Genomic DNA, 14,932 nt, shown 5'->3' on the forward strand with positions numbered 1-14,932 from the left:
GAACAACAGGGAGTGGACAATCGGTCACAGGGGGAGACCGATATGCCACGCACGGAACGTCCGCTGGACAGTGAGGACACCGAGCTCGGCCGGTTCGCGGCCGATCTCCGCAAGCTCCGCGACAAGGCGGGCAAACCGTCGTACCGGGCTTTGGCTTCACGCGCCCATTACTCGGCGGCCACGCTCTCGGACGCGGCAGGCGGCAAGAAACTGCCGTCGCTCGCCGTGACTCTGGCCTACGTCAAGGCGTGCGACGGCGACGAGGAGGCGTGGGAAGAGCGGTGGCGGTCCATCGCCGCTCCGCCCGATCCCACGGGTGAGGCCCCGTACGTGGGCCTCAAGGCGTTCCAGAAGGAGGACGCCGACCGGTTCTTCGGCCGGGAGAAGCTCACGGGAAAGCTCGTCGACCTGGTCGCGAGACGTCCGCTCGTCGGCGTCTTCGGTGCGAGCGGGTCCGGCAAGTCGTCGCTGCTGCGGGCGGGCCTGCTCCCGAAGCTGGACAACGCCCTGATCTTCACGCCTGGCGTGCATCCGCTCGACGAGTGCGCGGTCCGGATCGCGCAGGCGACCGGGAACTCCTCCGTGGCACTGCGCGCGGAGCTCGCGGACCCGGCCGCGCTGGGACTGCTCGCCCAGCAGTACGACCTGGTGCTGGTCGTCGACCAGTTCGAGGAGATCTTCACGCTCTGCGGCCCCGAGCAACGCGACTGGTTCGTCCGGTCCCTCGTCGGCGCCCCGCACGTGGTCATCGGCGTCCGAGCGGACTTCTACGGCCACATCGGCCGTCATCCCGAGCTCGTCGAGGCGCTCGAAGGCAGCCAGCTCCTCGTGGGGCCGATGACGACCGACGAGCTGCGCCGCGCCATCACCGAACCCGCCCAGCACGTCGGCGCCACCGTCGAGACCGCGCTCGTCACCCGTCTCGTCGCCGACGTGGCGGGCCAGGCGGCCGCGCTCCCGCTGGTGCAGCACGCGCTCGTCGAGACCTGGCACCGCCGCCGCGGCATGACGTTGTCGCTCGTCGGCTACGAGGAAGCGGGCGGCATCGAGCACGCCATCGCGCGCACGGCGGAGGCCGTCTACTCGGAGCTCACGGAAGATCAGCAACACACCGCCCGTGGCATCTTCCTGCGCCTCATCGCACTCGGTGAGGGCACCGAGGACACCAAGCGCCGCGCCGCCCGTGAGGACCTCGACGCCGAGGTCCTCGAACACCTCGCCGCCGCCCGTCTCGTCACGCTCACCGAGCAGCACGCCGAGCTCACCCACGAGGCCCTGATCCGGTCCTGGCCGCGGCTGCGCGACTGGATCGCGGAGGACCGCAACGCGCTGCGCGTGCACCACCAGCTCACCGAGGCCGCCGCGGAGTGGGACGGCGACCGCGACCTGCTCTACAAGGGTGCGCGGCTGGCCCAGGCGAGCGAACTGGATCCCGGCTCGCTCACCGAACCCGAACGCGCCTTCCTCACCGCGAGCCAGGCCGACGGCCGCCGCCGCGCCCGCCGCACGCGAGTGGTCGTGGCCGTCCTGTCGGTGCTGGTCCTGCTGCTGGCGGGCACTGTCGTGTTCGCCGGTCGGCAGGCTCGCGAAGTGTCCCACCAACGAGATGTCGCCGTGGCGGGCAGCGCGGCCGACGCGGCACGGCGGATGGCGTTGCTGCCGACCGACTCCGGAGAGGCGATCCGGCTCGCGCTGGCGGCGTACAAGGTGGCGCCCACCGATGCGAACCGGGACGCGCTGCTCGCCGTCGACGCGACATCACGGCGTGAGCGGCAGAGCACGAGCTCGGCGGGAAGCCGCTTCATCAAGCTCGACGGCGGCAGCCTCTTCGGCACCTTCCAGAGCCTGAGCTTCGCCACGGGGCTCTGGGATCTCCGCGCACACGGCCTGGACTCGTCACACGGAACCATCGCCGGACGGCCTGTCGTCGTCAGCGACGACAACCGGCGCGCGGTCGTCGCCACCGAGCGAGGCGCCGAGCTGCAGGACATCACCAATCCGTCCAGTCCGCGCACGCTCGCCCGTGTGCCGGCCAACTCGTACTTCGAAAACGGCCTGTCGGCGAACAGCACGGTGGACACCATCGCGGGCGTGGTCACGACCGGCGCGTCCCTCGACGGCTACGCGGCCAAGATCTGGCGGTACGTCGGCACCGGCGAGCTGCGCGAGATCGCCGTCCCCGGTGACAAGCCACCGCTCACGCTGCGCATGTCGCCGGACGGACGCACCGTGGTCGTGTCGCGGATCAACGGCGGATCCACCGAGATCTGGCGGATCGACGGTGATGCGGCGCACCGGGTGTACGACTCCATGGCGCCGGGGAACTTCGAACCTCGCCGGTTCAGCGCGGACGGCAGGTTCGTCCTCGTGGTCGGCTTGTCGCTGGGGCAGGTCCAGGTCTGGGACGTCACCGATCCCGCGAACCCGGTGGTGCAGGCCGACATCCCCACCCAGCCCAACGCCGAGCCCATGATCGAGTTCTCGCCGGACGGGCGGCAGGTGCTGCTCGCCACGGACCGTGCGGTGCACGTCTGGGACCTGACGCAGCGGGGCAGGCCCGTGCGGATCGCGGGTTTCGAGAACTTCCCGGACAACATCACCGCGGTCGACCACTGGTCGCCGCCGTACGGGTTCGTCGCCCTGACCGAGGGGACCATCTGGCTGCTGCGCACGGACGTGAACGAGGTGGTCCGGGACATGTGCCTCGGCGGTGCGGAACTGCCGGACCAGGACTGGGCGAGGTACTTGCCGGAGGTCGAACGGGTGCCCGTCTGCTGACATGAGCCGTGGGTGGCACCTGGTGGACGCCACCCACAGCCACACCGGCGCCGGTTCGGGGCGCGAGCACCGGGGCTTCTCGCCTCTGTCGACGTTAGGGCGAACGGGTTGTTCACGGTCAGGTGTTGGCCGCTGAACAAAGTTCTCTGAACAATGACGGGATGCCGAGACGGGAACGCCCTCTCGACGAGGGCGAGAGCGGTCTCCTGCAGTTCGCGGCGGATCTGCGGCGGCTGCGGGAGCGGGCGGGCAGCCCCACCTACCGGGAGCTGAGCCGGCGCGCGCACTACTCGGCCGCGGCGCTGTCGGAGGCGGCGGGCGGCCGGAAGCTGCCTTCGCTCGCGGTGACGAAGGCGTATGCCAAGGCGTGCGACGCCGACCCGGAGGAGTGGGCGCGGCGGTGGCGTGCGGTCGCGGAGACCGGACCGCACGGGGCCGACGGGAGCCCGTACGTCGGGCTGGCGATGTTCCAGCCCGACGACGCTCCGAAGTTCTTCGGGCGCGAGCGGCTGACGTCCGAGCTGCTGGCCACCAGGCACCGCTTCACCGGTGTGTTCGGACCGTCGGGCGTGGGGAAGTCGTCGTTGCTGCGGGCCGGTCTCATCGCCCGCACCCGCGAGCCCGTCCTGCTGTTCACGCCCGGCGCCGATCCCGTGGAGGAGTGCGCGCTCGCGCTCGCCCGGCTCACCGGCGCGGACGCGGTCGAGCTCGCCGACGAACTCCGCGATCCCGCGGCGCTGCGCCGCAAGCACGAGCATCTCGTGGTCGTGGACCAGTTCGAGGAGCTGTTCACGTTGTGCCGCAGCGAGGAACTGCGCAGGTGGCTCATCTCGGCGCTGACGAACTGCACGAAGGTCGTCATCGGCGTGCGCGCCGACTACTACGGCCACTGCGCGCAGTATCCAGAGCTGGTCGAGGCTCTCAGCGGCGGTCAGGTCATGGTCGGCGCGATGACACCGGACGAGCTCCGCCTCGCCATCACCGAACCGGCGGCGGTCGCCGGGGCGAAGATCGAGACGGCGTTGCTGGCACGGCTGATGGCCGACGCGGTGGGGCAGGCCGCCGTGTTGCCGTTGCTGTCCCACGCGCTGGCCGAGACCTGGCAGCACCGGCGTGGCATGACGTTGACGCTCGCGGCCTACGAGGAGGTCGGCGGTCTCGAACACGCGGTCGCCCGCACCGCGCAGGAGGTCTTCGACGGCTTCACGTCCCGGCAGCGGGCGCAGGCGAAACGGATCCTCCTGCGGCTCGTGACCGCGGAGGACACGAAACGCCGTGCGCACAAGGACGAGCTCGAAGCCGACGACGAAGTGCTGGTCGCGCTGGCGGCGGCCAGACTCGTCGTGATCGATCGCGACGGCGTCGAACTCGCGCACGAGGCGTTGATCCGCAGCTGGCCCACGTTCGGCGAGTGGATCGAGGAGGACCGCGAGAACATCAAGGCGCAGCGCGAACTCACGCATGCCACGCAGACCTGGGAAGCCCTCGACCGCGACCCCGGCGCGTTGTTCCGCGGCCGCCGGCTCGCCACCGTCCCGGCCGGACTTTCCCTGAACGCCAAGGAACGCGCGTTCCTCGCCGCGAGTCTCGCCGCCGAGGAGGAGGTGTCGGCGAGCGCACGAAGACGCACCCGCCGCCAGCGTCAGCTGCTCGCCGCGCTGGCCGCGCTGATCGTCGTCGCCGTCAGCTCGACCGTCTTCGCCTTGCGGGCCAGCAGAACCGCCGATGAGCAACGCACCGCCGCCGCCGTGCTGAAGGCGGTCGGCGAGGCGGCCGCGCTGCGGTCCACCAACCCCGGCCTCGCCCAGCAGGTCGCGCTCGCCGCCTACCAGCTCGTGCCGTTGTCCCAGGCGCGCAACGGTTTGCGTCAGGAGGACGCCCCGTCCCAGGTGCTCCGCGACGCTCAGTCCGAAGTGACCGCACTGGTCGTGGGCCCGACGCAGCAACAGGTCGCCACCGGGCACCGCGACGGCACGGTGGTGCTGACAGACCTCGACGACCTGCCGGCCCCGCGCGCTTCCCACGAGGCCGCAAGGCATTCCGGTGCCGTCACCTCCCTCGCGATGGACTCGACCGGCGGACTGATCGCGTCCGCCGGTGAGGACGGCGCCGTCCACGTCGTCGACGTCGCTCTCGGCAAACCCCGCGAGATCACGGTTCTGCCCACTCGTGCCGTGGCCATCGCCTGGCAGGGCAGCACTCTCGTCACCACCGGCAACGACGGCGTCCTGAGCTTCTGGACCGACCTGCGCCGTGAACGCCCGAGACTCCTCACCACCGCAGAACTCGGCCTGGGACCGTTGGCGGGCATGGCTTTCCGCTCCGACGGCAACGTCCTCGCCGCCGTCACCACCGGCCGTGCCGTCCACCTCGTCGACGTCACCGACCCGCACGACGCCAAGCTCCTCTCCCTGACCAAGGACTTCGCGGGCACCGCCCAGTTCGGCGGCACGAACCTGCTCATGACCACCTCGGCCACCGCCGTCCACGTCTGGGACGTCACCGACCCGCGCGATCCGGTGCTGCGCGCCGAGATCCCGTCCGGTGGCGGTGCGGTCACCTCGGCGTGGCTCGGCGCCGGCAGCGCCGCGGTCGCCACCGACGACGGCCTGGTACGGCTGTGGAAGCTGCCTCCCGGCGGCGACCCAGTCGAGCAGGCGTTGTTGCGCGGGCACACCGGACCCGTGGCGGCCGTGGGGCTGACGCCGAAGGGCGACGAGGTGGTGACCGGCGGTGCGGACCGGGCGGTGCGGCTGTGGAACGTCGATCCGCGCGACCCGGCGGTCCGGATCTGCGAGCAGGCCTACCCGCGGATGACCCGTGAGGAGTGGAAGCGGTACTTCGGCGACCTCGAGTTCACCCCGCCCTGCCACGACTGACCAGCACGTCGAGCGGCTTGGTTAGCGGCCCGTTAGACGGCGGGCGAACCTCTGGTGGACAATCCGGCCGGGAGGCGGCATGCCACGAGGGGAACGACCGCTGGGTCCGGAGGACACCGCGTTGCTGCGGTTCGCCGGTGACCTGCGCAGACTGCGTGACCAGGCAGGCAAACCGAGCTATCGCGAGCTGGCCAGACGGGCGAACTACTCGCCCACCGCGTTGTCCGACGCGGCGGGCGGGCGGAAGCTGCCCTCCCTGGCCCTGACGCTGGCGTTCGTCCGGGCGTGCGAGGGCGATCCCGCGCCGTGGACCAAGCGCTGGCGTGAGCTCGCGGCCGAACACGCGCTGCCATTGCAGCCTAACGCACCGTACCCGGGCGGCGAACCGTTCGGCCAGGACGACGCGAAGAGGTTCTTCGGCCGGGAGTGTCTCGTCGAACAAGTCGTGGAGTCGGTCAAGGCGCGACCGCTGACCGTTCTCGTCGGCGCCTCCGGATCGGGCCGGACCTCCCTCCTGCACGCCGGCCTCGTGCCCGCCCTCGACGACGCCGTCGTGATCACGCCGAAGGACAACGCGCTCGAGGACCTGGCCCAGGCCCTCGCCGAGATCTTCGAGAACACGACGCCGGAGCAGCTGGCCGCCGAGTTCCGGCAGGACCCCGACCACCTCCGGCTGCGCATCCGGCAGCACCGCCCCGGCCTCACCCTCCTCGTCGACGACACCGAGAAGGCGCTCGACCAGCAGGACTTCGTCACCGCCCTCACCCGCTGCCCCCACGTCGTCGTCGCGGTCCGCGCGGACCGCCTCGAGCGCTGGCGCGCGAAGGGCCTGGGCGGCACCGAGATCGTCATCGAGCCGCTGAGCACGGACCAGCTGCGCCGCGCGATCACCGAGCCCGCCGCCAAGATCGGCGCCACCGTCGAGACCGCGGTGATCGCCAGCCTGGTCGCGGACGCGGCCAACCAGCACGCGCTGCCGTTGGTGCAGCAGGCGCTGGTGGAGACCTGGCGGCGCAAGCGCGGCATGACGCTGTCGCAGGCCGGGTTCGAGGAGGCCGGTGGCATCGAGCAGGTCGTCGCGCGGGCGGCGAACGCGTTGTTCGACACCCTCACCGACGACGAGCGGGCAGCGGTGAAGAGCGTCTTCCTGAGACTCGTCTCCCTGCAGCGCAATGGGATCGTGCACCGCAGGACCCGCAGGCTCGACCTCGACCCGCACCTGCTCGACCTGCTCGCCGGTGCCAGGCTCGTGACGCTGACCGAAGAGGGCGTCGAGCTCACCCACGACGCGGTGCTGCGCTGGCAGCGGCTCACCGGGTGGATCGACGAGGAGCGCGAGAACCTTCGCACGCACCAGCAGCTCGTCACCGCGATCGAGCTGTGGGAGGCGAGCGAGCGCGACCCGCTGGCCCTCTACCGGGGCGCGCGGCTGCGCAAGGCCAAGGATCTCGGCGAGTTCCTGACACCGCAGGAACGCCGGTTCGTCGACATCAGCGCCAAACGCGAGACCCGGCGCTCGACCGCGCTGATCGCGGTGATGGCCGTGCTCACCGCGCTCGTGCCCGGCGGCGTCGTCTACGCGTTGTCCAGCGAGCGCAAGATCACCGAGCTGCACGACAGGGAGCTCGCCAGCATGGCGATCTCCGAGTCCGCCGCGCTGATGGAGCAGCGCCGGCCGTACGCGGACAAGTACGCGCTGGTCGGCTACAAGGTCAACCCGTCGCCTGAGGCCGAGAAGATGCTGCGGCTCGCCAACGCGGTGACGCGCAGGATCCCGTTCACCGGCACGCCCGCCGACGACGCCGCCGTGCAGGTCGCGCCACGGGGTGAGCTGGCAGCGGTGACCGACGAGGACGGCACGGACCGCCTGTGGGGCCTCGACGAGGACGGCGTGGTGCGCGGCGCGCGGTTCTTCGACCATCATCGGGTCGTCAAGCTCGCCGAACACCGTGCGGTCACGCAGGACCGCACCGGCCATCAGTACCTGTGGAACGTCAAGAGCGCCACCGACATCAGCTACCTGGCCGCGCTGCAGGACCGGTTCCGGACGCTCGACATCAGCGCGGACGGCTCGCGGATCGTCGGCAAGATCGGTGAGGTCGAGCAGGGTCTCCCGACGCCGGACGACAACGAGCCGGGCGTGCTGTACGACCTCAGCGACCCGAGGAACCCCAGGCAGCTGCCGATGCCGGTGCGCGGCGCGGGAAGCGTGGCGCTGAGCTACGACGGCCGCGAGCTCGCGACCTCGGTGTGGGACGCGGCGAAGGGCACCTCGACCGTCGAGTTCTGGCGCATCGGCAGCACGTTCGAGCCCGCGGCGCCGCCGCTGGTGCAGCCGGTCTACGTCCGCGGTCTCACCTACAGCAGCGACGGCCGGTGGCTCGCCGTCGAGCACTCGCCTGAGGGCATCGTCCAGGTGTGGCAGCGCGTGCCCAGCGGGTCGCCGGTGCTGCGCGCGACGATCGACAGCGTGCAGCGCGCCAGCGCCCGCGTGGCGTTCTCCGACGACGGCCGCGTGGCCGTCGTGCGCGACAACATCTTCGAGGTGCAGCAGCTCTACACGTCAGGTCGTCCCGCTGACCGGCTCGTGTACGTGACGGGGCACGGTCACGACATGCAACCGGTGTACCGGCCGCAGTACGGCGACTTCCTCGTCCGCGCGGGCGGCGACAACCCGGAACTGCTGCCGTACCTCCTCGACACCGGCCGGATCATCAAGAAGATGTGTGAAAAAGACGGCGCGCGGCTCTCGGACTCCGAATGGGGTAAGAGCTTCGGCGAAGTGGAGCGCGTCGAGGTCTGCTGAAGCGCGGCGATGTGTGGGAAACAACCCGGAGTTGGGCAAGCACGCATTGTGAAGGCGAGATCCACTCTCTAGGGTGACCGAGTGCGTGCGTTCACAAGGGGACTTCTCGGCATCGCCGGGTTCCTCGTGCTCTGGGAGCTCTTAGGACGCTCTCCCCTCCTCCCTGCACACGCGCTTCCGCCACCGTCCGTCGTGTTCGGTGAGCTCGTCACGCAACTGACCTCGCCGAGCTTCATCAGTCATGTCGTGGCAACGGTCCTGGCACTTCTGATCGCCATCGTGATCGCGATCGCCATCGCGGTGCCGAGTGGACTCGTCCTCGGCAGCGTCCCCGCCGTACGGCACGGGACGCGCGCGGTCATCGAGTTCCTGCGCCCGATCCCTTCTGTGGCACTGATTCCGCTCGCGCTGGTGATGCTGGGCTTCGGCCCGGAAACGAAGATCACGCTGGCCGTCTACGCGGCACTGTGGCCGATCCTCTTCAACACCATTTACGCGCTGGACGAACTGGACCCGCTACTCGTCGACACGGCAAGGGTTTTCGGCACCGGCCGGCTGGGCGTGCTGTTCCTCGTGGCCCTGCCCAGCGCGCTGCCGTTCGTCCTCACCGGAATCAGGCTCGCGGCGACGACGGCGTTGATCGTGATGGTGAGCGTGGAGCTCATGGCGGGCAGCCAGATCGGCATCGGCTACTTCATCATGGAGGCCCGCAGCGGGCCGGGCCGGATGGACCAGGTGCTGGTCGGCACCGTGGTCGCGGGCGCGATCGGCGTCCTGCTCAACAACGGCCTGGAACGCGTCCGCCGCCGGTGGGTGGCCTGGTGACCAAGTTCCTGCAGCGGTGGACCGTGTTCGCCGGTCTGGTCGTCGTGTGGCAAGTGCTCGGCTGGCTCGCGGACGACCCGTTCTTCCCGCCGCCGTCGAAGATCGTCGTCGCGGCCTGGGAGTGGTGGGTGCTGGAGCCCGCGAACTTCACCGGCCACGTCGTGCCGTCGGTGGTGCGGCTGCTGTCGGGCTGGGTGATCGCCAGCGTGATCGGCGTGTCGCTCGGGCTCCTGCTCGGCCGTTCCGACCGGGCGATGGAGTACGCGAACCCGCTGCTCGTGTTCCTGCGCTCGATCCCGCCGCCCGCGCTGGTGCCGGTGTTCCTGTTGCTGTTCAAGGCGGGTACGTCGATGCAGCTCGCGACCATCGTCTTCGGTGTCGTGTGGCCGGTGCTGCTCAACAGCGTGGACGGTGCCCGTTCCGTCGACGTGACCAAAGTGGACACTTCGGCGGTCTTCCGGATCCCGCGCTGGCAATGGGTTCTCGGCGTGGTCCTGCCCGCGGCCTCGCCCAAGATCTTCGCCGGGCTGCGGGTCTCGTTGTCGCTCTCGCTGGTGCTGATGGTGATTTCCGAGCTCGTGGGCACGGACAACGGCATCGGCTCGCAACTCATGCAGGCACAGCGCGAGTTCGACTACACGCGCATGTGGGCCGGGATCGTCCTGCTGGGCGTGCTCGGCTACGGACTCAACACCGCGCTGCTGGCGGTGGAACGCAGGGTGTTGGCGTGGCAACCGAGGAGTCGTGATGAGCAACATGCTTGAGGTGGCCGACCTAGGCCACACCTACGGTGACCACGAGGCCATCGGTGGCCTGTCGTTCACCGTGCGCGCCGGTGAGCTGGTGTGCGTGGTCGGACCGTCGGGGTGCGGCAAGTCGACGCTGCTGCGCACCATCTCGGGACTCGTCGCGCCGTCGCGCGGTGACGTGTCCCTGCACGGCTCGCATCTCGCCGTGGTGTTCCAGGACTACTCCCGCTCGCTGTTCCCGTGGCTGAGCGTCCAGGGCAACGTGGAGTTCCCGCTGCGGTCGCTGCCGCGCGCGGAACGCCGTGCGCGGGCCGCGGAGGCGCTGGAGTGGGTCGGTCTCGGCGGGGCCGCTCGCAAGCGGCCGTGGCAGCTCTCCGGTGGCATGCAGCAGCGTGTGGCGATCGCGCGCGCTCTGGCCTACCGGCCTTCGTTGTTGTTGATGGACGAGCCGTTCGCCTCGGTGGACGCGCAGACCCGGTTCGAGCTGGAGGACCTGTTGCTTCGCGTGCGTCGTGAGCACGACACGACCGTTCTGGTGGTCACGCACGACATCGACGAGTCGGTGTACCTGGGGGACCGCATCCTGGTGCTCTCGGGCTCACCCGCGCGGCTGGTGGCGGACCTGGAGGTGCCGTTGCCCGCCGAGCGCGACCAGGTGACGACGCGGACCGACGAGGCGTTCGTCGAACTGCGGTCGAAGGTGGCGCGCCTGCTCAACGTCGGCAAGCCCGCGCTGGACGTGGAGAAGTGGGCCGCTGCCGAGCGCGAGTCGCTGAGCGAGACCGTCTCGTCCTGAACTCCGGATGATCGACTGGAACCTGTTCCTCGTCGTCGACGCGGAACCCGCCGAGGTGTCGGGCGGACGGGACCGGGTGGTGCTGCTGGAAGGTCGGCGGCTGCTCGCGTTGCCGGACAACGGTTACCAGCTGTTGCTGGCGTGGGTGGCCGGTCCGCGCCGGGTCGTGCGCACGCCCGCGCCGATCCACCCAGACCAGGACGTCATCGACACGTTCGTCAACTCGTACCTGGTGGAAGCCGGGGTGCCGCCACGGCCACGCGGGTTCGCGTGGTACCTGGACCTGCCGGTCGGAACCACGCCGTCCGACGTCTGGCACGCGGTCGACACGGACGGGGCGCACCGTTCCCCGGTGGATCTGCTGCGCGTCCGCGAGGCGATGGAACGAGGAGTGGCCGCGCTCTACGACGTGGCCTGACACAAGCGGCTACAAACAGTTCAGCCCCCGGACTGGCACGGTCCGGGGGCTGAACTGTCAGTCGTGGGGGAGGCAGGCACCCGCGCTCGGGGGCAGAGCCGAGCACCCGCCTTCCGTCCCCCCGGACTACTGCTCGAGAAGAGCAGTGGATCAGATGTGGAGGTCCAGGTGGCTGTTGTTGTCCACGCCACCGTGGAGCAGGTCGAGGTCGCCGACCTTCACGTCGCTGATGACCTGGCCGAGCTCGTGGTGCACGTCGCCGACCTGCGCGACGTTGTGCACGGCGTTGTCGGTCACGTGCACGGCGCTGTCGGTCACGTGGTTGACGTCGACGACGTCCGCCGTGTTGAGGACGTTCTTGACCAGCGCGTCGGTGTGGAGGTCCTGGACGACGGCGTCGGTGTGGAGGTCCTTGACCAGCGCGTCGGCCGTGTGGTGGACGCCCTGGACGTCGACCAGGTCGGTGACCTTGGCGACGTTGTCCGTCGCGACGTCGGTGACGTTGGAAACGAGGTTGGTCGCCTGCGGAACGGTGGAGACCGCGGTGTCGAGGGTGCCCGACACGTCGCCGAGGCCGGAGAAGTCCGAGACCAGCGCGGTGATGGCCGACGGGGTGGCGATGTCGGTGACGCCGGTGACGCCCTCGACGTTGCCCGCGATCTGCAGCAGGCTGTCGACGGCGGGCAGCTCGGTGCCGCCGAGGATGCCCTCGACGCCCTCGACGCCCTCGACGTTCGGGACGGAGGCGGCGTCGAGCACGAGCGGCAGGATGTCCTGCACGTCGGCCGCGGTGATGTCGCTCAGGCCGGCGGCCTCGAGGCAGCCCAGCGGGTCCTGTTGGAACGCCTCACGGGCGTCCAGGTCGGTCAGCAGGCTCAGGGTGAAGTCGTGCAGCGTGGTCGGCTCCGCCGTCTGCACGGTGGTACCACCGGTCTGCACGGTCGTGTCACCGGTCTGCACGGTGGTCTGGCCGGTCTGCACCGTGGTGGGCTCGGCGGCGGGCGTGGTCTGCTGCATGGGACTCAAGCTCCTGTAGCTGAATCGGGGGATGTCGTGTTGCACCGTATGGATGATCGACATCCCCCGGCATCGGGAGTTGGCCCCAGATCGTGACGAAAGCAGGCCCTTAGGGGGTCGGTCTCACTCGTTAGGGGAGCCCGGGGAGTCACCCTATAGGGGGAGATTGTGCCCTCAGGGGCCGACGTAGTTCTCCGCGAAGGTCGCGCGGTACGCGGGCGACTCGGCCAGGTGCTCCAGTCGTGCTTGCGCCAAGCGTCCGAAGAACGGGGAGCTCACGTCGGTGTGGATCATGTTCACCATCCACTGCGAGAACTCCTGAGCCCGCCAGACCCTGCGCAGGCAGTCGTCGGAGTAGGTCTTGAGACCGGTCTCCGAACCGGTCGCGTAGAAGTCCGTCAGCGCACGTGAGAGCGTTGCGGCGTCGTTCATCGCGAGGTTCATGCCCTTGGCGCCGACCGGCGTGATGATGTGGGCTGCGTCACCCAGCAGGTACAGCCGGCCGTACGACATGGGCTCCACGACGTGGCTGCGCATGTCGAGGATCCGCTTTTCGATGATTTTGCCTTCGGTTAACGACCACGTTGAACCATGAAGTGCCAACCGCTTGTGCAACGCCTCCCACACCTGTTCGTCGGACCAATCCGATGCTTTGGTTCCGACGGGTACCTGGAGGTAGAAGCGAGAAATGGTCGGCGACCGCAACATGTGTCCGGCGAAACCATCCTCGTGCAATGCATAAATGACGGCTTTAGTGGACGGAGGTGCCTCGGCAAGAATCGTCAGCCACTCGATCCCGTGCTGATGTGTGAATTCCGTCAGCACTCCCTCGGGAATGGATGGCCGACACACACCGTGGAATCCGTCACACCCGGCGACGAAGTCGGACGTGACGGTCGAGCGGACCCCATCCTCGCTGGTCCAGCTCACGGACGGCCGAGACGACGTGAGGTCTCGCAACTCCACGCCGCTGACGGAGAACCGGATGTCACCACCGGCGTCGAGGAATGCCGCGATGAGGTCTTTGACCACTTCCTGCTGCGGGTAGACGTAGTGGTTGCGGCCTCCGTACAGATCGCTGTACGCCACCTGGAACGCCTGTCCGTTCACGCGGAATTCACACGTTCCGTGACGGTCTGCTTCCATCAGCAAACGATCGGCGAGTCCGAACGACTCGAGCATGGTTACGGAGCGATGTTCCAGGACTCCCGCCCGTGGCCGGGTTTCCACGTCACCACGACTGGCTTTTTCGAGCACGACGCAGTCGATACCTGACTGCTGGATCAGGTTTGCCAAGGTCAGACCGGCCGGCCCGGCGCCGACAACGGTCACAGCGCGCTTCAACTGGGGTTCTCCTAGCCCTAGACCTGCTGTGCTTAGATGCTCACCGCAGGTAGTGGACTGGAACCTGCGTGTGTCGGTCAACTGGGGTCTTTTGGAGCAGCATCATTACTCTGAGTGGTTGACCGTCGCGCATTCCCCGCAACGACGACACCGCTCCGACAGGAGAGTGCTCCCGATGACTCGAAGAGTCCGCCGCATTGCCGTCCGTGGCATCGCCCTCGCCACGCTGCTCGCCACCGTGGCGAGCTGTGGACTGCTCGGCGGCAAAGAGCAGACGCCCGCATCCGACCCGAACGGTCAGGTCGAGAAGTCCAAGATCACCCTGGGCGTCCTTCCGATCCTCGACGTGGCGTCCGTTCACGTGGCCAAGCAGAAGGGCTACTTCGCCAAGGAAGGCCTCGAGGTCGAGCTCAAGGTGATCCAGGGTGGTGCTCAGGCGATCCCCGGCCTGATCAACAAAGAACTGGACATGACGTTCGGCAACTGGGTCTCGTTCTTCGCCGCCCAGTCGAAGGACGCGGCCAAGCAGGTCGACGGGATCAAGCTCATCGCCGATGGCTACCAGGCCAAACCCGACATGTTCCTGATCCTGGCCGGCAGTGACTCGACCATCAAGAGTCCCAAGGACCTGGCGGGCAAGACCATCGCGATCAACACGTTCAAGAACATCGCCGAGCTGACCGCGAAGGCGACGCTGGAGGCGGCGAACGTCGACCCGAAGTCGGTCACGTTCAAGGAGATGCCGTTCCCGGACATGCAGGCCGCTGTCCAGAACAAGACCGTCGACGCGGCGTTCATGGTCGAGCCGTTCATCACGCGTGCCCAGCGTGCCGCGGGTCAGGTCAAGATCCTCGACGCCGCCTCCGGCCCGACCGACAACATCCCGATCGCGGGCTACGCGACCAGCGGTGAGTTCGCCAAGAACAACCCCAAGACTGTGGCCGCGTTCCAGCGCGCGATCGCCAAGGGCCAGGCCGACGCCGCCGACCGTCCCACGGTGGAGCCGCTGCTCGTCGAGTACGCCAAGGTCGACAAGGAAACCGCAGCTCTCGTCCACTTCGGCGCCTTCCCGACCTCGCTCGACGCGACCAGGCTGCAGCGGGTCACGCAGCTGATGCAGCGCTACGGCCTGCTGGACAAGGAGCTCGACGTCAAGCCGATGCTCATCCAGCCCTCCGGTAGTTGACGAACAGCGCGGGTGGCTGTGATCGTGCCGTGATCATGGCCGCCCGCGCCTGTTGTTTCCGCCGTATGAATTATCGGTTTGAGGCCGTTTAGCCGTCTTACTGTCAGTTGTTGATTCGGGAATCAGTTTTTTGT

10 protein-coding genes are annotated in these 14,932 nt (G+C 68.9%); 8 read left to right on the top strand and 2 right to left on the bottom strand.

The genetic code is table 11. The features are described 5' to 3' along the window. The first annotated feature begins 42 nt into the window (after positions 1-42). The 7 genes from JOD27_RS39045 (at position 43) to JOD27_RS39075 (ending at position 11,251) form a co-directional block, all read left to right on the top strand. Positions 43-2,778: an nSTAND1 domain-containing NTPase gene (locus tag JOD27_RS39045; protein ID WP_204767396.1), complete on the top strand. Its 2,736-nt coding sequence runs from the start codon at positions 43-45 to the stop codon at positions 2,776-2,778. Positions 2,779-2,939: 161 nt separating this feature from the next. Then, positions 2,940-5,657 (top strand): nSTAND1 domain-containing NTPase, encoded by a 2,718-nt coding sequence (locus JOD27_RS39050; RefSeq protein WP_204767397.1) that lies wholly within the window; start codon positions 2,940-2,942, stop codon positions 5,655-5,657. A gap of 79 nt (positions 5,658-5,736) precedes the next feature. Next, the gene (locus JOD27_RS39055; protein WP_204767398.1) at positions 5,737-8,463 is read left to right on the top strand and encodes an nSTAND1 domain-containing NTPase; all 2,727 of its coding nucleotides are present in this window, start codon (positions 5,737-5,739) and stop codon (positions 8,461-8,463) included. An 81-nt stretch (positions 8,464-8,544) separates the two neighbouring features. Then, a complete protein-coding gene (locus tag JOD27_RS39060; RefSeq protein ID WP_204767399.1) occupies positions 8,545-9,288 on the top strand; it encodes an ABC transporter permease in 744 nt (247 codons plus the stop codon). Beyond that, a complete protein-coding gene (locus tag JOD27_RS39065) occupies positions 9,285-10,052 on the top strand; it encodes an ABC transporter permease (RefSeq protein WP_204767400.1) in 768 nt (255 codons plus the stop codon). Before JOD27_RS39060 ends, JOD27_RS39065 begins: the two co-directional genes overlap by 4 nt. After that, positions 10,036-10,833 (top strand): ABC transporter ATP-binding protein, encoded by a 798-nt coding sequence (locus JOD27_RS39070; RefSeq protein WP_204767401.1) that lies wholly within the window; start codon positions 10,036-10,038, stop codon positions 10,831-10,833. Before JOD27_RS39065 ends, JOD27_RS39070 begins: the two co-directional genes overlap by 17 nt. A gap of 7 nt (positions 10,834-10,840) precedes the next feature. After that, positions 10,841-11,251 (top strand): DUF5956 family protein, encoded by a 411-nt coding sequence (locus tag JOD27_RS39075; RefSeq protein WP_204767402.1) that lies wholly within the window; start codon positions 10,841-10,843, stop codon positions 11,249-11,251. A 150-nt stretch (positions 11,252-11,401) separates the two neighbouring features. On the opposite strand, the gene JOD27_RS39080 is transcribed toward JOD27_RS39075, so the two are convergent. Next, positions 11,402-12,268: an IniB N-terminal domain-containing protein gene (locus JOD27_RS39080; RefSeq protein ID WP_204767403.1), complete on the bottom strand. Its 867-nt coding sequence runs from the start codon at positions 12,266-12,268 to the stop codon at positions 11,402-11,404. Between the two features lie 174 nt (positions 12,269-12,442). Then, positions 12,443-13,600 carry a 4-hydroxybenzoate 3-monooxygenase gene (locus JOD27_RS39085; RefSeq protein ID WP_307830585.1) on the bottom strand — a complete coding sequence of 386 codons (1,158 nt, stop codon included), beginning with the start codon at positions 13,598-13,600 and terminating at the stop codon, positions 12,443-12,445. Positions 13,601-13,787: 187 nt separating this feature from the next. On the opposite strand from JOD27_RS39085, the gene JOD27_RS39090 reads away from it, so the two are divergent. Further along, positions 13,788-14,798, top strand: a complete 1,011-nt coding sequence (locus JOD27_RS39090; protein WP_204767404.1) for an ABC transporter substrate-binding protein — start codon at positions 13,788-13,790, stop codon at positions 14,796-14,798. Positions 14,799-14,932: the final 134 nt, after the last annotated feature.

Origin of the sequence: Lentzea nigeriaca (assembly GCF_016907955.1) — a bacterium.
Classification (GTDB): domain Bacteria; phylum Actinomycetota; class Actinomycetes; order Mycobacteriales; family Pseudonocardiaceae; genus Lentzea; species Lentzea nigeriaca.